The 19,855-nt window shown below is 54.0% G+C and carries 22 protein-coding genes and 1 tRNA gene; 8 read left to right on the top strand and 15 right to left on the bottom strand.

Features of this window, described 5'->3' with window-relative positions:
- Positions 1-98: 98 nt before the first annotated feature.
- The 4 genes from AC2FH9_RS10085 (at position 99) to AC2FH9_RS10100 (ending at position 3,441) form a co-directional block, all read left to right on the top strand.
- Entirely contained in the window at positions 99-1,073 is a 975-nt protein-coding gene (locus AC2FH9_RS10085) for an alpha/beta fold hydrolase (RefSeq protein WP_496871412.1), read from the top strand.
- An 82-nt stretch (positions 1,074-1,155) separates the two neighbouring features.
- Positions 1,156-1,232 (top strand) — tRNA-Met (locus AC2FH9_RS10090).
- A gap of 398 nt (positions 1,233-1,630) precedes the next feature.
- Positions 1,631-2,500 (top strand): MBL fold metallo-hydrolase, encoded by an 870-nt coding sequence (locus AC2FH9_RS10095; RefSeq protein ID WP_496750105.1) that lies wholly within the window; start codon positions 1,631-1,633, stop codon positions 2,498-2,500.
- Positions 2,497-3,441 carry an MBL fold metallo-hydrolase gene (locus tag AC2FH9_RS10100; RefSeq protein WP_496750104.1) on the top strand — a complete coding sequence of 315 codons (945 nt, stop codon included), beginning with the start codon at positions 2,497-2,499 and terminating at the stop codon, positions 3,439-3,441. The genes AC2FH9_RS10095 and AC2FH9_RS10100 overlap by 4 nt, the downstream gene beginning before the upstream one ends.
- A 1-nt stretch (position 3,442) precedes the next feature.
- Here AC2FH9_RS10100 and AC2FH9_RS10105 read toward each other — a convergent pair whose 3' ends face one another.
- The 14 genes from AC2FH9_RS10105 to AC2FH9_RS10170 form a co-directional block, all read right to left on the bottom strand.
- Positions 3,443-4,501, bottom strand: coding sequence for a YeeE/YedE family protein (locus AC2FH9_RS10105; protein WP_496750103.1), 1,059 nt, complete (start codon positions 4,499-4,501; stop codon positions 3,443-3,445).
- 52 nt (positions 4,502-4,553) lie between these two features.
- Positions 4,554-5,777, bottom strand: coding sequence for a 5-aminolevulinate synthase (hemA, locus tag AC2FH9_RS10110; RefSeq protein ID WP_496750102.1), 1,224 nt, complete (start codon positions 5,775-5,777; stop codon positions 4,554-4,556).
- A gap of 1 nt (position 5,778) precedes the next feature.
- The gene (locus tag AC2FH9_RS10115; RefSeq protein ID WP_496696169.1) at positions 5,779-6,213 is read right to left on the bottom strand and encodes a DUF302 domain-containing protein; all 435 of its coding nucleotides are present in this window, start codon (positions 6,211-6,213) and stop codon (positions 5,779-5,781) included.
- Positions 6,214-6,293: 80 nt separating this feature from the next.
- Positions 6,294-7,556: an FCSD flavin-binding domain-containing protein gene (locus AC2FH9_RS10120; protein ID WP_496871417.1), complete on the bottom strand. Its 1,263-nt coding sequence runs from the start codon at positions 7,554-7,556 to the stop codon at positions 6,294-6,296.
- A gap of 27 nt (positions 7,557-7,583) precedes the next feature.
- Positions 7,584-8,288: a c-type cytochrome gene (locus AC2FH9_RS10125; RefSeq protein ID WP_142635858.1), complete on the bottom strand. Its 705-nt coding sequence runs from the start codon at positions 8,286-8,288 to the stop codon at positions 7,584-7,586.
- A gap of 2 nt (positions 8,289-8,290) precedes the next feature.
- Positions 8,291-9,616, bottom strand: coding sequence for a c-type cytochrome (locus AC2FH9_RS10130; RefSeq protein WP_496871419.1), 1,326 nt, complete (start codon positions 9,614-9,616; stop codon positions 8,291-8,293).
- Positions 9,600-10,862: a sulfite dehydrogenase gene (gene soxC / locus AC2FH9_RS10135; RefSeq protein ID WP_271948170.1), complete on the bottom strand. Its 1,263-nt coding sequence runs from the start codon at positions 10,860-10,862 to the stop codon at positions 9,600-9,602. The genes AC2FH9_RS10130 and soxC overlap by 17 nt, the downstream gene beginning before the upstream one ends.
- Before the next feature lie 24 nt (positions 10,863-10,886).
- Positions 10,887-12,584, bottom strand: coding sequence for a thiosulfohydrolase SoxB (soxB, locus tag AC2FH9_RS10140; protein ID WP_496691679.1), 1,698 nt, complete (start codon positions 12,582-12,584; stop codon positions 10,887-10,889).
- 87 nt (positions 12,585-12,671) lie between these two features.
- A complete protein-coding gene (soxA, locus tag AC2FH9_RS10145; protein WP_496706353.1) occupies positions 12,672-13,517 on the bottom strand; it encodes a sulfur oxidation c-type cytochrome SoxA in 846 nt (281 codons plus the stop codon).
- Positions 13,518-13,587: 70 nt separating this feature from the next.
- The gene (gene soxZ, locus AC2FH9_RS10150) at positions 13,588-13,917 is read right to left on the bottom strand and encodes a thiosulfate oxidation carrier complex protein SoxZ (RefSeq protein WP_142635848.1); all 330 of its coding nucleotides are present in this window, start codon (positions 13,915-13,917) and stop codon (positions 13,588-13,590) included.
- A 34-nt stretch (positions 13,918-13,951) separates the two neighbouring features.
- Positions 13,952-14,368, bottom strand: a complete 417-nt coding sequence (soxY, locus tag AC2FH9_RS10155) for a thiosulfate oxidation carrier protein SoxY (RefSeq protein WP_496696181.1) — start codon at positions 14,366-14,368, stop codon at positions 13,952-13,954.
- A gap of 46 nt (positions 14,369-14,414) precedes the next feature.
- The gene (gene soxX / locus AC2FH9_RS10160; protein WP_142635844.1) at positions 14,415-14,891 is read right to left on the bottom strand and encodes a sulfur oxidation c-type cytochrome SoxX; all 477 of its coding nucleotides are present in this window, start codon (positions 14,889-14,891) and stop codon (positions 14,415-14,417) included.
- Between the two features lie 131 nt (positions 14,892-15,022).
- Positions 15,023-15,601 carry a thioredoxin family protein gene (locus tag AC2FH9_RS10165; RefSeq protein ID WP_496750099.1) on the bottom strand — a complete coding sequence of 193 codons (579 nt, stop codon included), beginning with the start codon at positions 15,599-15,601 and terminating at the stop codon, positions 15,023-15,025.
- Positions 15,602-15,615: 14 nt separating this feature from the next.
- A complete protein-coding gene (locus AC2FH9_RS10170) occupies positions 15,616-16,356 on the bottom strand; it encodes a cytochrome c biogenesis CcdA family protein (RefSeq protein WP_496709885.1) in 741 nt (246 codons plus the stop codon).
- An 80-nt stretch (positions 16,357-16,436) separates the two neighbouring features.
- Here AC2FH9_RS10170 and AC2FH9_RS10175 point away from each other — a divergent pair, with 80 nt between their 5' ends.
- The 4 genes from AC2FH9_RS10175 (at position 16,437) to AC2FH9_RS10190 (ending at position 19,145) form a co-directional block, all read left to right on the top strand.
- Complete coding sequence (locus AC2FH9_RS10175; RefSeq protein ID WP_496696187.1) at positions 16,437-16,811, top strand: hypothetical protein; 375 nt, start codon at positions 16,437-16,439, stop codon at positions 16,809-16,811.
- A gap of 100 nt (positions 16,812-16,911) precedes the next feature.
- Positions 16,912-17,220, top strand: a complete 309-nt coding sequence (locus AC2FH9_RS10180) for an ArsR/SmtB family transcription factor (protein WP_142635976.1) — start codon at positions 16,912-16,914, stop codon at positions 17,218-17,220.
- A gap of 41 nt (positions 17,221-17,261) precedes the next feature.
- Entirely contained in the window at positions 17,262-18,323 is a 1,062-nt protein-coding gene (locus tag AC2FH9_RS10185) for a YeeE/YedE family protein (protein WP_496871422.1), read from the top strand.
- 285 nt (positions 18,324-18,608) lie between these two features.
- The gene (locus tag AC2FH9_RS10190) at positions 18,609-19,145 is read left to right on the top strand and encodes a bacteriocin fulvocin C-related protein (RefSeq protein WP_496696190.1); all 537 of its coding nucleotides are present in this window, start codon (positions 18,609-18,611) and stop codon (positions 19,143-19,145) included.
- 57 nt (positions 19,146-19,202) lie between these two features.
- Here AC2FH9_RS10190 and AC2FH9_RS10195 read toward each other — a convergent pair whose 3' ends face one another.
- On the bottom strand, positions 19,203-19,736 hold the full coding sequence (locus tag AC2FH9_RS10195) for a ZrgA family zinc uptake protein (protein WP_496750096.1): 534 nt from the start codon (positions 19,734-19,736) through the stop codon (positions 19,203-19,205).
- Between the last annotated feature and the right edge of the window lie 119 nt (positions 19,737-19,855).

Raw genomic sequence — 19,855 nt, forward strand, 5'->3', positions numbered from 1 at the left:
GTCCGCATTAGATCCTTAAAGCGAGCTGTGGACATTGCCTTCGGGTTGTGGCGCTATCCGGCCAGTAATCTGATCTGCTCCATCCAGAGGATAGGCTGATGACAATCTTACTGACTATTGCGCTGTTCATTGCACTGTTTCTTGTTGCGATGAACCTTTGGACACGCAAGCTGACCCGTGACGGCCGGATGCGTGTTCCGCAACCGGGGGAGATCATTCCCGTGCGTGGCGGCGATATTCACTATGTGGAAAAGGGCGACCCTTCCAATCAGACGGTTGTGCTCATTCATGGGCTGGCCGGGCAATTGCAACATTTCACCTACGCCTTGATGGATAAACTGGCCGAGGATTTTCACGTCATTGCCGTGGATCGCCCCGGTTGCGGATACTCAACTCGTGAGACGGCAGAGCTTGGGCGGTTGCCCGAACAGGGCCGCATGATACATGAATTTCTAGAGGCAAAGGGGGTCAGCAACCCAATTCTGGTCGGCCATTCGCTGGGTGGCGCGGTTTCTCTGGCGATGGCGCTGGATTACCCGGACAAGATCAAGGCCCTGGCCCTGCTGGCTCCGCTCACACAGGCGATGCCCGGGCCGCCCGCCGTGTTCAAACCGCTTGAAATCCGGACAGAATGGCTGCGCAGTCTGATCGGCAACACGATTGCCGTCCCGCTGGCTGCAAAAACCGCACCACACACCCTTAGCGCGGTTTTTGCGCCAGAACCCGCGCCCCAAGACTTTCTGGACCGCGCCGGCGGCGCTTTGGGGATGCGTCCATCCGCGTTTATCAGCGCCTCGCAGGATGTGATCGGGATTGAACAGAGCATGCCGACGCAGGTCGCCCGTTATGGCGACCTGAAAGTGCCTGGCGCCATATTGTTTGGAGCACAGGATGCGCTCCTGTCAGCCAAGCAACACGGTGAATCAATGCAGGCGTTTGGTCTGAGTTTTGAACAGATCGACGGGCAGGGCCATATGATCCCCCTGACAGTCCCGGACATCTGCAACAACTTCATTCGCGGCGTGGTACAAAATACAGAACTCAGGGCGACGGTTGTGCCAAATTCGGATTAGTCCCAGCTAAAATATTCCCAACAAAGGCGCCATTTCCCTCTTGACCCTCCCCAACCCCTCCCTTAAATCGCCATTCACTCATGGCGGAGTAGCTCAGTTGGTTAGAGCAGCGGAATCATAATCCGCGTGTCGGGGGTTCAAGTCCCTCCTCCGCTACCAAATTCCCATAACATATCAGTTAGAAACGTGAACTCAGCGTTGCTCTCTCGTACCGCAAACATGGTTTGGGTGGCATTTTGGGTAACAGCAGACGAATTTTGTGTTCAAAAAGAACTGGGAATCGTCACGAAAAAGCGGGAAACGCCACACGCCGAAACCAGTCCCATTTCGCTCCAAGAGTTGAGATGCAGGCTCTCAGGGGCACCGGTGTAATCGCTGACTTACCCGCCGGTACCGAAGAAGTTGAGTAGACTTCTTAGTGATCAAGACGAAAGCAACTTTGCACACACAGCCTTTCTTTCTCCATTTACAAATAATAACATTCATTTTATTGATTGTGTATGGATGGAAATGCATTTTCTCGCCGCACTTTCTTGTACAGCGCCGCTTGCCTTGGGATGCTTGGTACTCAATCCAGGATCGTGAGGGCCGAGTTGCAACTCGGCTCTTCAGCTCGGATTTCAACCGTATCAGACGGGTACCTGTCGTTGCCACCGGAAATGGTCTTTGGGTCCATGCCGAAAGAAGAACTCGAGCAGCTTCTGAATCGCAATCGAGTGGACGCGACCAAGTACGAGCCAGAGTGCAACGTGGCGCTCTATCGTGATGGTAAAAACACTGTGCTATTCGATGTCGGTGCTGGGCCGGATTTCATGCCCACGTCTGGCAAACTTATGGAAACTGTTGAAACAATCGGCCTGTCGCCCGAAGACGTTTCGCACGTGATTTTCACCCATGCGCACCCGGATCACATCTGGGGCATTTTGGATGACTTCGACGACCTGCTTTTCCCCAACGCGACGCATCACTTTGGCCGTAAAGAGTGGGATTATTGGTGGAACCCTTCAACGGTAGATTCAATAGGAGAAGATCGCGCTGCGTTCGCTGTAGGCGCGAAGCGCCGGATGGCAGAAATTGAGGATCAGGTGGCGTTCTTTGACGACGGACAAGAGATCCTTCCAGGCATTGCCGCCCGTGCAAGCTTTGGGCACACACCCGGCCACATGGCGTTTGAAATCCGCAGCGGCAGTGAATCCGTGATGATTGTCGGCGACGCGTTGGGAAATCCACACGTGGCTTTTGAACGGCCTGATTGGCACAGTGGCACGGATCAGGATCCACAGACAGCTGCAGCAACTCGTAGTTTGCTGCTAGATCAGATTTCTCGCGAGCAAATGAAGATAATTGGCTTCCACCTGCCGAATGGTGGAATCGGCCGGGTCGAAAAAACTGGCTCTGCGTATAAGTTCATCGGAGAACCAACATGATACGAACGCTTGCGATTGCCTTGGCCCTAGCCGCACCAGCTTGGGCAAGCGAGGAAATTGCAGACCAATATCCGCAAAGCGTGCTGTATTCCAAACCGGTCGAGTATTTCCCTGGCGTCTATTCCGCCATTGGCGCAACCGCCCCACCGACCTATGAAAACTCTGGTCACAACAACAATCTCAGTTTCATTGTAACCGGTGAAGGTGTGGTCGTCATAAACGGCGGTGCAGCCTATGTCCTTGCCGAAGCGCTTCACAAGGAAATTCAGGCCATCACGGATCAGCCGGTCAGACTTGTCTTCAACGAGAATGGCCAGGGGCACGCGATGCTCGGCAACGCTTACTGGTCAGAACTCGGCATTCCGATCATCGCACATTCAGAAGCAGCGGCTGAATTCGAGGAATATGGCCCGCAAATTCTGCAGGGAATGCAGCGATACAATCAGGACAAGGCAGACGGAACATTCCTGGCTGGCCCAACCGAGACTTTCGATGATGAGTACGTGGTTGAGATGGGTGAATTCCGGATTGAGGCAAAGTATCTCGGCCCTGCCCATAGTCCCGGCGATATCTCGATCTGGTTGCCGAACCAAAGCCTTGTCATTGCGGGCGACATGGCGTTTCACGAACGCATGCTGCCAATCTTTCAAGACACCTATACAGCGGATTGGCTTGAAACTTGGGACACCGAATTCGAGGCTTTAGATGCCACTTATGTTATACCGGGACACGGCCATCCTACGAACATGGGTCAGGTGCGCCGCTATACACGCGACTATCTGGTATATCTGCGTGGCAAAATTCAAGAGCATATGGATGCAGGAGGTGATCTGGCTGAGGCTTACTACGTCGATCAGTCACCTTATGCCAACCTGGACACGTTTGAAGAACTGGCCACGAAAAATGCAGGGCGCGTTTTCGAACAGATGGAATTCGAGTAGCTCAGGAATGTTGCGGAACAGGGATTAGCATCAATAGTCTATGCGTGCTGACCGCCCCGACCCACATGAAAAATACGGCAACCCATGCGGTCAATGACAGAGCGGACCCTCCTGAAAGCCCGGCACCCACCGCGCAACCTCCCGCCAGCATGGCCCCAAACCCCATGAGAACAGCCCCTACGAGGTAGCGCTCCATCGGAGTATCCGAGCCAAATCGTTCGATCCTCCACTCCCCTGCAGTCAAGGCTGAGCCTGCCGCGCCAATTACTACGCCTGGGACAAGGCCGATACCGAAGGACAACACAACGTTTCGACTTGCAACCAACGCCATTAGTGTGTCCGTGGCCGGTCCGGTAAACGTGACTGAAGACACAGGCACGACTTCAAAAGATGTTTGTGCGATGGCAAATGTTATCAACCAGCCGAGCGCCACAGCCAGACCAACTCCTGCGGCCGCTATGATCCTTATAGGCGCGACTTTCCGGTGGGACGCAAAGACAATGGCCGACACCAATCCCAATGCTGCAACGGCTGTATAAACCGTTGGCGAGAACCCAAGTATTTCTGAAAGATCACGCGGCGCGCCTCCTGGGACAGCCCAGATACCAGACAGCAACTCGCGGGCGGGACTAAGAACACCGGTATAGGCGGCTTGAGCCACTAAGGTCAAAACCAATCCCGTAACCAGGGCGCGCAGATTACCGCAGGAGGCTAATACCAAAAGGCGAGATGCACATCCACGCGCCAGAACCATGCCTGCGCCGAACATCGCTCCACCGATTACCGCGCCGCTCAGGCTACCTGTCGACGCGATTGCACGGGTCTCGGAAAGGTCTAGCCACTCAAACGCGATAAGCGCCTGTACCAGGGCTAGCGCAGCGGTGAAGGCGATCAGCCAAACCGCCAAGCGGGGACCTAGCTCGCCTTCGGCGACTTCGACTGCCGACGCTCTTAAACAAAAGTGAGACTTCTGAGCCGTCACGCCGAACAAGATACCGACGAGCACTCCGGCAAATGCCAAGGCACCAGAGTCTCCCAACAGATCGATGAGTCTCTCCATCAGCAGAAACTCTCACTTCGTAGCGTGTGCATCCTTGTCTTCGGTCAAGTTGTCATTGTGCGACCATTGGCCTGCGCGCCAACTGGCATTGCGTCCACAACTCACCCAATGCAGATACCAGTCGATCCACGTCTTCAGTAGAATGCACCGGCGACGGTGTAATCCGTAGACGCTCCGTTCCCTTGGGAACGGTTGGATAGTTGATCGGCTGGATGTAAATTCCATAGTCACGCATCAGTACATCAGAGATGAAGCGACACTTAACCGGATCGCCGACCATGACCGGAATGATGTGACTTGGGTTCGGAGTATGGGGAATACTCAGTTCGTCCAGCCTGTCTCGAACTTCGCGCACTCGCTGCTGGTGCAGATATCGTTCCGCATTGCTTTGCTTCAGGTGCCGAACCGAGGCTGCCGCACCTGCGGCTACGGCCGGAGGCAATGCAGTGGTAAAGATAAACCCGCTGGCAAAGGACCGGACGAAATCCACAAGCTCTTTCGACGCCGCGATGTATCCACCGACGACACCGAAGGCTTTGCCTAATGTCCCCTCGATAACGGTTAGGCGATCCATCAGGCCTTCACGTTCGGCGATGCCACCGCCGCGCGGTCCATAAAGCCCTACGGCGTGAACCTCATCCAAATAGGTCATCGCGCCATAGCGATCCGCCAGATCACAGATCTCGGCAACTGGCGCTATATCACCATCCATGGAATAGACGCTTTCGAACGCGATGAGCTTTGGTGCGTTGGCTGGTATGTCAGCAAGCTGCCTTTCAAGGTCTGCAATATCATTGTGCTTCCAGATCCGCTTTTGACAACGGCTGTGGCGAATTCCCTCAATCATCGAGGCATGGTTCAACTCGTCTGACAGTACGGTGATACCAGGAATGCGGGAGGCCAAAGTTCCCAAAGCCGCCCAGTTTGAAACGTAGCCGGACGTAAATAGCAATGCCGCCTCTTTGCAGTGCAAGTCGGCTAGTTCCTGTTCCAGCGAAACGTGCTCGTGAGTGGTTCCAGAGATATTCCGCGTACCACCCGCCCCGGCACCACACTCATCAATCGCTTGGTGCATTGCTGCAAGAATGCAGGGGTGTTGACCCATGCCAAGATAATCATTTGAGCACCAGACAGTGATTTTTTCGGGACCGTCTTCTGCGTAATTGCGCGCGGTCGGGAATGCACCGCACTGCCTTCCGAGATCCGCAAAGACCCTATAGTTCCCTTCCTCTCGAAGCTGGTCCAGTTGATCACGAAAAAACTGCTGATAGTTCATTTCAATTCCCTACGGCCTCTTCGACGATCTCGGATAACAGGGTCTGAACCTTTTGCATTGGCCCGTCAGGGTAGCCTCGATATCCCACCATCACGCCACTGTCGTCCTCGGCTACAAAAATCCCGTAGGGGCAGAATCCGATATTCATAGGGTCGGCTTCCATCACCTCGCGCGATATTTTTGCCGAGCAGAAAATGAAGATGTCTGCGGCCGCAAATATCTGCTTGTCACTGCCGACATCAGCTCCCGTGCGATTCAACATGTCGCCTACGTGGCTTACATGGTCGATGACCAGTCCCTGTCCGACAATCGCGGACTCGACGGCGAAGGTTGCATCATCAAAACTGCCGTCAAATGGCGCAGTGATGATCTCTTCCGCAAACGCATGGCTCGCCAGAACAGTGGAAAACGCGGCTACTGCGATAAAGTGTTTCATGATTTTAATCCTCCTCTTGAGCCGCATCTTCTCAGATTGCTCATCAAGGTCTTTGACACCAGTCAAAGCCCCTGAATGCCTTAACCGAACATGTCTGAAGTGATACCAGCGTACCAACCCAGCGACTCTTCATAAGTTGCTCTTCTCAAGTCCGCATCTTCGCCGGTCTGGCTGATAAAGCCGTCCACTTTGGCAATCTTTTCGGGAGTCGCTTCGTAAGTTGCGCCAACCTTGACACCATCATCGGTGTCGATGAGCGACCAGCACGTGTTGGAGAACTTGGCCGGAAAAACTTTGGACCCGGTCAACGCACCTCGCACGGCATTCGCACAGACTTTCGCCTGACTGTTGGCCGAGAAGCCGGATTTGGGCATGTCACCCTGTTGGCTGGCGTCACCAAGAACGTAGATATCCAGGTCGGCTTTGGAGGACATATCCGCGGCGTTCACGGGTGCCCAGTTGCCATCGGTCACCCCTGCCATTTCCGCAATGCGTCCGGCTTTCATCGCTGGGATCACGTTGCAGACATCGACCTTGGTTTCTTCGCCGTCGATAGTAACGGTCATTGCATCCGGGTTTACGGCGACATTGCCGCCGCCGAAATCTTCGCCGATCCAGTCAACCATTCCTTCGTAGTGGTTGGCCCAACCCTCTTGGAACAATGACATCTTGGAAAACTTCGGTTTCGGGTCAGCAACGATGATCTTTGCTGTCGGGTTGTTCGCCTTCAGAACATGCGCAACCATTGAAACCCGCTCATACGGTCCGGGTGGGCAACGGTACGGATTCGGTGGCGCGACCATTGCAAATGTACCGCCTTCGGGCATTGCCATGATCTGCGCCTTGAGAAGCTCGGTCTGAGATCCAGCCTTGTACGCATGCGGCATTTTATTTTGCGCCGAGACGTCCCAGCCCTCGACCGCACCATCAACAAAGTCGATACCCGGGCTCAGGATCAGCTTGTCATATGGAACAGACCCGCCACCTGCCAAGGACACCGTCTTGGCATCGCGATCCACCCCTGTGGCCCAATCATGCACCACGTTGATGCCGTAGTTCGCGGCAAGCGTGCCATAGCTGTGGGCAATGTCCGAAAGCTCCTGAAACCCTCCCAGATACAGGTTTGAGAAGAAACAGGTGTAATAGGTCCGCGACGGCTCGATCAACGTTACGTCGATCTCACCCCTGCTGTCTTTTGCGATGTAGCGCGCAGCAGTTGCACCGCCTGCACCGCCGCCGACAATTACCACACGTGGTTTGCCTTGCGCCAACACCATCGGTGCCGATAAACCGGCTGCTACCACCCCGGCGGCTCCAAGAAATACTCGTCTATTTAGCGTCATCGCGTTTCCTCCTCTTGGACACAGTCACTATGGATTATTGAAGTAGGCAGCCAATGCCGCGATCTCGTCATTGCTCAGCCGTCCGGCAATCATTCGCATGACCGGGTGTGGCCGCTGTTTGTCTTTATATGCGTGCATGGCGACCACGAAGTCTTCGTCAGGCCAGTACACGATCGAGGGAATGCCCTCATCGCCTCCGTCGATCTGATGGCACGTTGTACATTCGCTGCTGAGATATGCGCCGTACTCCGGATCTCCTTGAATCGCCAAGATCGCGGGGTCGATAGAATGATCCGTGCCCTTCGCCGTCGGGTCCGCTTCTGGGATGTCCTGAGGATTGTCGGAAAAATCCCGCAAATAGGCGATCACGTTGGCGCGGTCTTCCGGGTCTTTCAGGCCACCAAAACTCATCCTGGTGCCTGACGCGAATGCACGTGGGTTTTCGATGTACGCAGACAGTGTGTCAGCGTGCCACTCCAGACCCGAGCTACCTGCGCGCGCAAGGCTTTTGGAATAGCTAAAGCCGTCCAGACCAGCTGCCCTGCGCCCAAAAATCCCATTCAGATGCGGACCGATTTTGTTTTCGGCCCCCTTTCCAACCTGATGACAGCCTTTGCATTTGGCGAACACGGCTTTCCCTGCCTCAGCATCGCCAAGGTCTTCTGCAGCGTAGGTCGATGAAGCAGTAGCCCCAAAGAACGCGGCACAGACAAGCGCGTTCGACCAACGCATCGTCAACTTCCAAACGTCTTAAGATAGATGATCAAAGCTTCGATATCGTCCTGTTTTCTAAGACCTGCAAAAGACATCCTTGTGCCTTTCATGTATTCCTTTGGCTTCGTAAGAAAGGCAGTCATTTCTTCATCGGTCCAGACTAGTCCTGCCTCCGCAGACGCCTGCATCGCTTTGGAGTATTTGAAGCCCTCGACCGATCCAGCATTAGCTCCGATTACCCCGTTCAGAGCAGGCCCAGTGCTGTGCTTTGCACCTTCACCAATTTGATGGCAGGATTTACACTTCTTAAAGACTTTCTCTCCGGCAGCAGCCAGTTCTGTAACCTCGTCTGTCACTTCGGTTTCTTGAGCGGCCGGTATGGCTGCGGCCTCTTCATCAGGCTTTGGCGCTGCAGTTGGAATGAACGAGGGGCCTTCTGCCGAAAACGTCGGCAACTCATCCGGGCTGGCATTATTCATGACCGAGTTCGAACCACCCTCCGCGGGAGTCTCAACCAGAAAAACAGAACGCATCGTGACGGCGGTCTCTGCCTTGCAGTTCTCCATGCAAGGCTCTTCGCGCCATTCAGTGTATTCGGTCTCGGGTCGTACATCGACTACGAAACCGTCCATATTGTACATTTTGAACTCGGCGAAGTTTTCGTTGTTTAGCTCGAAATCGTCATCCACCAAATCATTGGAGTAGAGGATGTATGCGACAATTGCGTAGGTCTCATCCGCTGTCAGCGTGCCCGCTTCACCAAAGGGCATTGAGCGGGAAATGTAATCCCAGGCAGTCGACAAATGTGGCCAATATGACCCAACGGTTTTTACAGGATCTTCGTCTGCAAGCGTGTCAAACCCACCGGCCAGAACAGGCCAGTTATCTGCACCTTCGGCAAATTCACCGTGGCACGACGCACATCGGGCCACATACACCTCTTCTCCGGTCCAGACGTCGCCTGAACCTACGGGTAGGCCACGCCCATCAGGCAAGACATCAACGTCCCAGGCCGCGATCTCTTCCTTCAGTGCCGACCGCCCAAGCCCAAGGCTACTCTCACGGATGGGCGCGGATGCGGTCAAGTTCGCACCATTGGCGACCCGTTCTGCCGCCGCTGCCTGGATTTCTTCGACTTTGATCTCCAGTTCGGCTGCTCGTTTGGATTCTGCTTCCGCATTCTCCTGGGCAACTGCTGCATGCGCCTCAACCTGCCCTATCCGGGTCTCCAATGTCTCAATCTTCGAGTGGCCGTAGTTCCGGTTCGCGAAAGACACAGCTACCGCAAGCACCAACGCCGTACCGCCAAATACGGGCAGGAAAACATGACTAAGAGACTTCAACATTCTCGGCGATCCCTTCTGCGCTCACGTACCAAGTCTGGATACAGTTGTTGTGGTAGACCGAGTTTTCTCCGCGCTTTTCACGCAACTGGTCTTTGGTTGGTTGCACATAACCGGTCTCGTCTATTGCCCGGGCCTGCAAGAGCATTGGCGCCCCGTCCCAGTTCGTATCGAGATAGAAACGTGTAAGAGCCTTGGTGTCGCCCTGCTTACCAAGACGCGCTGTCTCCCATGTGATCCCACCGTCCTTTGACACATCGACCCGTGTAATTTGTCCGTGGCCTGACCAGGCAAGCCCGGAAATGACCAGCGGACCCGGTCCGTGTTTGATCGGCATTTGCGGGCTGGGTGAGGTGATGACAGATTTTGCATCCATCACCCAAGTCCATTTCTGGGCCGTGCCATCGACGTAAACATCGGTGTATTTTGATGTTTCTTCGCGGCTTTCGACTGCCATATCGACAACCTCGATCCGGCGCAGCCACTTGACCCACATGTTACCTTCCCAACCCGGCACCACGAGACGCACAGGGTACCCATGCTCCATCCGCAGCGCTTCGCCATTCGCCTTGAATGCAACCAACACGTCATCCAGCGCTTTTTCCATCGGGATAGAGCGGCCATTGGACGACGCATCTGCGCCCTCAACATAGACCCATTTGTCAGGTGAGATGTCGGCACCTGCTTCCTGCAACAGCGCGCGCAGCGGAACACCGGTGTATTCCATGTTGTGAATCATGCCATGAGTAAATTGGACGCCGTTGAGTTGCGCACCAGCCCACTCCATACCCGTGTTCGCCGCACATTCGCAGAAATACACGTGGTTTTCGCGCGGGAACCGCTCAATGTCTTCGTATGTAAAGACAAGCGGGCGATCAACCAGCCCGTTGATCATCAGGCGGTAGTCCTCCTTGCGCAGCTCGATCGCACCTGAATGGTGACGCTCAAAGGCGCATCCCTGCGGAGTGATCGTGCCATCGAGCGCGTGGATCGGCGTGAAGTTGATCGACGAAATCGGAGAGGCGGTCAGCCATTCCACATTGCGGCGCACGACATGGGATTCAAAGCTGATCGGCATGCCATAAGGCGTCTCATCAACACCTGCCCCCGTATAAGATGCCCAATCCTGAAGCTCTGTTATCAGTGGGTCGGGTGTTTCTGCCGCTGCCGCACCTGCAACGGATCCTGCGGCAACCGCGGCACTGCCTTTCAGGAAGGCCCGGCGGGACGGTTTGAACGCGTCATCCATATCTCTTAGGTCTCCATCGGTTTCTTAAGCGCCGATTACTTCGACACTGGTGTTCTCTTGCACCGTTACGGTGCCAAGGTTGCGAACATGGTTTTCGACGACATCCCAAATCGGCGGACCCTCGGTGCCTTCGTTGACGCTGGCCCAACCGGCCACGACATAGGACTTGGCCGGGTCGATCGCCTCACCGGTTTTCAACAGCGTCATGTCGCTGATCCTCTGCCCCTGCGGCTTGGTTACGTCGATCCGATAGCCCAGCCCGCCAACGCGGACCATGTCGCCACCCTGCTGGTAATAGGGGTCGGGATTGAACAGATTGTCGCCGACATCTTCCAGGATGACATGGATGAACTCCCCGGTCATTTCTGTGCGATAGGCGTTCGGATAGGACATCGAGGTGACGTTCCAAATATCCTCGCGCGTTATTTCCTGTCCCGGCAGGATTGACGGCCCCCAACGGACGCCGGGCGACATTGCGATATCTGCCTCACGCTCATTGATCAGAGCATCGCAGATCAGGTCATCCCAAGTGCCGTTGAAGTTGCCGCGGCGGTACAGCAACGAGTCCGTTTTGCCGATCACCTCACTCAGCGCCGCCTCATAAGGCGCGCGCTGATCATTTATCAGAGCAGTGATCGCAGGATCTGGTGCAATAACATCAGAGAAAATCGGGATAAGCTTGTGCTTTAGCCCCATCATCTGCCCATCGCGCACGTCGAGATCCACACGGCTGACGAATTTGCCGTTCGATCCAGAGGCGATGATATGCGTTTTACCCACCAGAACCGGCTCGGGCAGCGCGTCATGGGTGTGGCCACTGAGGATAACGTCTATCCCCTGAACACGACCCGCCATCTTCTTATCCACATCAAAGCCGTTATGGCTTAGGACAACAACGACATCGGCGCCGGCATCGCGAACTTCGTCCACCATTGCCTGCATGTTCTCATCCCGGATCCCAAACGAGTATTCGGGGAACATCCATCCCGGATTTGCAATCGGCATGTAAGGGAAGGCCTGTCCGATCACCGCAATCTTGGAACCGCCCCGATCAAAGAACTTGTAGGGTTTGAACATCTCTGCGGGTTCATCCCATTCCGCATCAAAAATGTTCTGCCCCAAGGCGGCAAAAGGCAAACCTTCGACAATCTCATTGACCCGATCACTGCCCAACGTGAACTCCCAATGGAAAGTCATCGCATCGGGTTTCAGCGCATTCATGACGTTAACCATGTCCTGACCGGCCGTCTGATAGCAGGTGTAAGAACCGTGCCAAGTATCACCCCCGTCAAGAAGCAACGCATCAGGACGGTCCGCTCGAATGGCGTTGATGACAGTTGAGACCCGATCCAAGCCACCCACCCGACCATAGGTCTTGGCCAGTGACGCAAAATCAGTATAGGTCAGCGCATAGGCCGACGGGCTTCCATCTTCTATCCCGTATGCCTTGCGGAACGCGGCGCCAGTAACATGCGGCATCTGTCCTCTTGCATTGCCAATACCAAGATTGACTTCGGGTTCACGGAAATAAATTGGTTTGAGTTGCGCGTGAATGTCGGTGACATGAATCAGGCTGATATTGCCAAAGGTCTCGAACTCTAGCAGTTGATCCTGCGTTAGACTTTGCTGCGCAGCAAGCCTGGCCCAGTTGCCAAACCCGGACGCCCCGAACAGAGCCGAGGCCGCCATTGAAACCTGCAAGAAGTCACGTCGAGAAATCATCTATCAGCTTTCCTATTACACATATAAATGTGTGAATGTTATATAGGTGAAAAACCCGCTCCGGGCATTGCCCAGGCGGGTCATTCGTTATTGACGTACTGCAGGGGTTTCGACTGAAAGCCCGTTGCCACGCGAAGCGACATAGAGCTCCAGTGCCCGGAACTCGTCCGACCCTTCGGCAAAGGTTTCCGCACGCGTATCGCGAATACAACCGCGGAACCGATTGTGGCGCGAGATCAGTTTAGCCTGCTTCAAACGATAGGTAGGGAATCCATTTATCATACCCTGGCTCAGGTGATCCGCTCGGATCATATTGCCCCAGTTTTCTTCATGACAGTTGGCACAGCTCAGTTCCAACTGACCGTAGCGGGTATAATAGATTTCCTTGCCCTCTTCCCAGAATGGCGCGGCATCACCATCAATAGCAACGTTCATGGGCATCCCGCGTGACTGCAGACCGATCAATGCGACCATACCCTGCATGTCACCACCAGACCATTTCCAGGCATCGGCCTCCATGCGATCGGTACGGCACTTGTTGATCAGATCTTCCATAACCACCAGCTCGCCGCTTTCAGCATCGACCTTGGGCATGGACGCCTGCAATCCTTTGAAGCTTTCCACTCCATCATGGCACGAGGCACAACTTTCACCTGCAGCACCATCAACTGCCTCATAGAGGTCGGCTGCCTGATCGACGAAGATCATTGCCGGATTGTCAAAATCATCAATCTGCAGTGCCTGAGTTTCATCTGTGCGGAAATGCCAACCCGAATAGATCGTGTCCAAATTCTCCAGATGCGCCGAGGCCTCGGTGACCGAGGTCATATTCAGCTCGTCATTGATCACAAGATTATCTTCGTCCGGTCCAGCCATTGCTGCCATTGGGAAAGCCAGAACAGCCGCGATCGCCGTAAGTGCCTTGGTATTCATTACGTTCCTCCCTTGGTGGGCCAGCGCCAGAAATCACAACCAGCGCTAACCTTCCTTAGTGGTCGAGCCGTCAGGCGATCTCGATCGTTTTCTTCTCGTCGTAAACTGAGCCATCATCATCGTACCAGGTGAAGACAAACTCACCGGCCTCGGGCACGGTTGCTTCGAACTGGAAGTACGGATTTGTCGAAATCGCAGGCTCCATAGTCACATCAATCACCATTTCTCCGTTAAACTCGCAGGTGAAACGGTTGATGATCGAGCGCGGGATGACGTTGCCTTCTTTATCCTTGCGCTGGCCGCTTTCCATCTTGTGGCTGATCAGTGTCTTGATCGTAACAGCTTCGCCAGCAGCGGCTGTCTTTGGAACCTTGACGCGGGGCTTTACACCGGATGCCATTGGTTAATCTCCTGTTCTTCAGGGCGCGTGGCGATTAACCGCCGCAACCGCCGATTGTCACTTTTACGGTCGCGGACGCTTTGGCAAAACTGCCATCTGCCATCTTCGCCACGGCAATGACATCCTGCGTTCCGGCAAGACGGATGCGGGTTGAAGCGGCTTGTTCAGCAGCCAGTGGGCCGAAATTGAACGTTGCCACGCCCGGTTCGGGGTTGCCTGCGGCCACGATCAGAATTGCAGCTGCGCCCGGAGCACTGACTTCGATTGGTACGGTGTTTCCGTTTTCCGCGATTTCTGGTGCCGTCAGTGTAACACCGCCATTAGCCACATCTGCCCCGCCTGAAAATGCGGTGATCGCATCTTCAGCAGCTGCATTCGCTCGTAGCGGCATAATTGTCAGGAACGCGGCGCCCAGCCCAAGGGCCAGAGTCTCGCGGCGAGAGAGTTCCATTTTCAATCTCCTTTGAATCTTCGAAAAGTCACGCCAGAAGGCGAGATTATTCCTCTTTCAGTGTCGCTAGAAACGCGACCACGTCCTCGATTTCCTGTGCAGTCAGGATCGTCGTTAAAGGCGCCGTTGGCGCTTTGCCCGTATAGGCATCGCCTGGCCGGATATAACCGTCATCCTTGTAGAACGCCGGCATTACCGTGCCTTCGAACGTCATTTTTGCGTTTGCGACTAAACCGCGAAGCTCTGCTTCGGTCCAACGATCACCGGCGCCATCCAGCATCGGGCCAACCTCACCATGAAACGGAATGTCCGCCAAAGCTGAGACCGCGTGGCATGCCACGCAATTACCTTTGGACTTGTCGCCAACGATGAGTGCACCGTTTGCCGCGTCCCCATTTACATCGGTCAGAGAGACCTCGATTGCACCATAGTCGTCATAGGGTACGTCTTTCGGACTTGTCTCTTCGGCAAATGCGGCAACGCCCATCATAGCGGATGCCAGTGTTAAGAGTCTCAGCTTCATGATCCCTCCCATTTGCTACCGCGCCTGTGGCGCTTTGCGACCCAAAGACTTTGTGCACCGTAGTCGACGAACATGGTTTATCGCAACATCAAATTCATCATAATGAATTTTTTTATCTGTAACGCCCAATCTCACTCCTGCGAAATATTGTTTCGCTCCTGAATGCGCCGCGCGTGATACCTTTGGAAATCTTCGCCATTATCAAGTTCATATCGCTTCTGATCGACCCAGATGAAAAGGTCTAAGGTTGTTCCCTTGGAGAATGCTCCCGGCATTACAGCAACGGCAGCATCGATGGCTGAGGCATCCTCGGGCACCTCTTCCGGCAGAAAAAGAAGCGTTGGGGTAAACAGAATCCCCCATTTGCGCATCAGCGCTCTTTGCTCACTCTCTTCTCCGTCAAAATCAGTGGCAGTGGTGCTTCCATGCAAATCTAGCTGGACGACAAAAAAGTTCTCTTCGATAAACGCCGCCATGTCGGGCTGTGGGAAAACCTCTTCGTGCATCTTTTTACAGTAAATGCAGCCCCGTTGTTCAATGAACAAAACCAACCGCTTACCTTCACCTGACGCTTCTTCAAGATCCTCGCGAAGATCTTTGAACGTGTCACGCATCCACGGTGTTTTATGCAATCCATCGTCGCCCAAATCAGCAGCAGAGACTGCAGCCCCTATCATGCATGCGATCAAAACTGACAAAGTGCGTTTCATGTCTTCCTCCTGGATTAACCAATGGCCGCAAGCCAGGGCATATAGTCCAGCATCCATTGTGCGATGTGATTGATCGAGTTGGTTGCGATCAGGACCCCGAACAGGATCAATAGCCCCCCCATTGCCATTTCGATCTGCGGCAAGTGCTTCCTGAACCGCACCATCCATTGCATGAAGGGGCGAACCAAAAAGGCTGCCAGAACAAACGGTGCTGTCATTCCAACCCCGTAAACGAACAGAAGCCCCGCGCCCCGCCAAGCCGTTTCAGTTCCGGCCGCTGTAAACAGAATTGCAGCGAGCACTGGCCCAACACAGGGCGTCCAGCCGAAAGCAAATGCCAATCCAAGTACATATGCCCCAGTGAGGCTCACGTTTGATGTCTCGCCAATATCTGCACGAAACTGCCGATACAGGAACCCGATGCGAATTAACCCCAGGAAATGCAGGCCCATCGCTATGATGATGGCTGCAGCAATCCAACGCAGAATATCGAAGTATTCTCGTACCAGCTGACCAAATATCGAAGCCGTGGCCCCGAGAGCCATAAAGATGGTTATGATTCCAGCCGCAAATGCGATTGCAGCAAGCGTTGCCCGGCGGCGAACCTCGCCGGAAATGGCGGATGTCGCAGAAATCTGCTCCATCCCGACACCCGCCAGATAACTGAGGTAGAACGGCACAATTGGCAGGATGCAAGGCGACAGAAAGGACAAAAGTCCGGCGACCAAAGCTCCTGCAAATGTAATGTCGAGCATGGTCAAACCTGTCCTGGCGCGCTATCATTCACACATTCAAAATTATAAAGATATGTCACTGCGGTCAATCGGAGCTTTGGATGCGCCACCTAATCCTACGTTTGTTTGCGATCACGTTGCTTGTTTTTCCCGTGGCTTTACGGGCCGAAATGACGCTTCTGATGGCAGAAGAAGATGGGTGCATGTGGTGCGCCCGCTGGGACTCCGAAATTTCAGAAATCTACCCTAAGACACCTGAAGGAAATGCCGCACCGCTTCGGCGTGTCGATATCCGCGCAGCCATGCCTGACGACATCACATTGGAACGGCCTCTCTACTACACACCAACCTTTGTTCTGTTGGACAACGGCCGAGAGGTCGGACGAATCGAAGGCTATCCAGGAGAAGATTTTTTCTGGGGCGTGTTGGGCGTTTTACTGCGCGACGCTGGGATACTAATTGAGACCTCTGGATAAACTGCGGTATATTACATAAACTGTTTTGAATGCGTGAAGCCATGAAAGCGAGGCGATCTTGTTGGACAAATCTTCGAACCTGCCTGTGTTCTCCAAGGACATGTGCGCCGAAGACATGGACAGAATGATGGAGAATGCTCAGACCGCGTCAAATTTCCTCAAGGCAATCAGCCATGAGGGGCGCCTGATGATTTTGTGTTATCTGTCGTCAGGGGAAAAATCGGTCACGCAGATGGAGGAAATGCTCTCAGCGCGTCAAGCCGCGGTATCTCAACAACTCTCCCGCTTACGCTTCGAGGGCTTGGTGAAGACACGACGCGAGGGGAAAACGATCTACTACAGATTGGCTGATGATCGTTCGACCCAAATCCTGGAAGTCGTTTACGACCTTTTCTGCAGGGAGAAGTAGAAGCCGGTCAGAAAGCCGCCAGCTTTGGGAGGAGACTGGCAATGCTCGAAGCATTGGGAGACACAAATACCGTTGCTCTGATCGGTTTGATTGGTGGCATCGTATTGGGATTGGCCGCACGCATCGGCCGTTTTTGCACGTTGGGTGCAATCGAAGACTACCTTTACGCGGATGATGACCGGCGGCTTCGCATGTGGGCAATGGCAATCGGTGTTGCGATTGTCGGCAGCCACACAGCTATGGCATTGGGGGGACTTGACCCTGTCGGAACAAGGTATCTTGCGCAGACCTGGAACCCACTCGGTTCGATCGTGGGGGGCCTCATGTTCGGGTACGGAATGGCCATCTGCGGTAACTGCGGCTATGGCGCGCTGGCAAGGCTGGGAGGTGGTGACCTTCGATCATTCGTTATTGTTTTGATCATGGGTCTTTCCGCTTACGTCGTAATGTCCGGACCCCTCGCCTATCTGCGGGTATGGATATTTCCAGAGGAAATGGATCTCAATGGCCCCCAGAGCATTAGCTTTCTTGCCGAACGGTTGACCTCTATTCCAGCTTGGCTCATTGGCTCTGTTATCGGTGTTACTTTGGTGTTTTTTGCTTTGGCAAGCCATCGCTTCCGCCGCACTCCGGCACAGGTGTTTTGGGGGTCTGTAGTTGGACTGGCAATCGTTTCGGGCTGGCTTGGCACGAATTGGGTTGCGACACATGGTTTCGATGGTGAGCCGGTGCAAACCCATACCTTCGCGGCACCCCTGGGTGACACTATATTCTACCTTATGACTGCGTCCGGAAACACTTTGTCCTTTGCGGTCGGATCAGTCTCCGGTGTTCTCATTGGCGCGTTTCTGGGGTCGTGGTCTAAGGGCCATTTCCGATGGGAAGCATGCGAAGATCCACGTGAACTCAAGCGGCAAATGCTGGGCGCTGCGATTATGGGTCCAGGTGCGATCATCGCGGTTGGTTGCAGCGTCGGGCAAGGCATATCTGCATTCTCAATTTTGGCCTACAGCGCGCCCGTAACATTCGCTGCAATCTTTGCAGGTGCCGCAATTGGATTGAGACAGCTCGTGTCTGGATTGTCCTTCATAACTGAGCGTTGAGTTCACAGTTCAAATCAGCGGGAATCCGGGTTTGCACCGGTGCAGCTGATACGCTGTACCAAGACCTAAAGAAACCCAGTTAATTTGTGATGGTGCTGGCGACTCTGCCATCACAAAAGCAAGCCAAAACGCTCTCTTTCCGACTTCGTCCTCGATCTAGCTTCTAAGGACATACCAAGGCTTATCGAGCCCTTGCTTCAGCCTGTTCTCTGCGCCCTCAGAAGGTCGGGACAAACGCGCAAACGAAAAATGTGTTATGATGGCCCCTTAGAAAAGGGGGCTACTATGTACAATCCCGTATCATCTATCTCAAAATTTCGGATCGGCTTGTCGGCATTGAACATCGCCGAACAGAAGTCAATTTTTGACTGCCTTCCCGCCGCTGTTCAGGCGGCAGTGTGGCAAGACCGGCTTAGTGAAGGCATTGCGGCACTGTCTGACAAGTCTCAGTGCCGATTACTTTCCGAGCTTCAGGAGTTACTCAATCCTGACTGCTACTCGGAAGACAAAGCGAACCATACGGCCACTTCTCGTCTTGAGGAGTTGTCGCCTGTGATCGAGAAGGTTTTTCCAGATCACTCGGTGTTTCATAAATATACGCAGCAACTCGGCGACAATGCTTGCGATAGCTCGATTATCGAAATTGCCAAAGGCGCGCCGCCTACCTGCACATGTTCGTCTTCGAGATCCTGTATGTGGTGGCACAATGATTGTGGGGCAATGCAGGAATGCCTTGCCGGTGGGTGCAAGAAGACTAACGTTGGATGCGGGGTTCTCTGGCTTCAGACATGCGATGGCCTTTGCACTGGGAACTGGTGCTGAAGAACGCAAGAAAGCTCTACCTATTCCGGCAGCAAAGCCTTTGCATTCTTTGCCGAATTACAGGCCTGTGTTGAGGTCTAAATCAGGCGCGTCGCGCGTCACGGTGTGACGATCAACCTTCCCGGATTTGTCGATCTGAACAATCAGAGATTCAGCACGTTGAAAGCGGTCAAAATAAGGAAAGGTGACGTGGTCCAGATGCGTCATGTCCTGGCATTGCATCTGATAGTCTGCCCTGAATTCGGTATGCACATTTGATCCGTTGTCTACGACCGGTCCCAACCCTTCACCAGACAGGGTGACATTGGCCGAGACAGTGAAACACCCCGCCTCTTCAGGCAAACTGAACAGATCAAGCGGGTTGGACAATTCGGAAATGGCTCCGGCGACCGAGGCTTGATCGCCTTCGGTTTCCGCTGGGCCTTCGAACCCCAGGACGTCAAGACCAGGAACCACAAGGGAAATTGAAATCCCGGCTTCCGAAAAGGAAACCGCCAATCGTCCCTGCCCATGCTCGTGCTGATTTGCAACCTGAGACTGAGGCAACGCGTTTACCGGGAAAAGCGTTAAAACAAATACTAAGAACTTCATGACCATGGAACCATCTGAAAAGAATCAACTAAGCGACTCTAAACTGAAAAAACATTCGCGCAATCGCGTCACAATACACCAAAGCCCACTAGATTTGGGTAGGAATGAGCTATTTTCGC

Source organism: Ruegeria sp. CDSC081, from assembly GCF_059610485.1.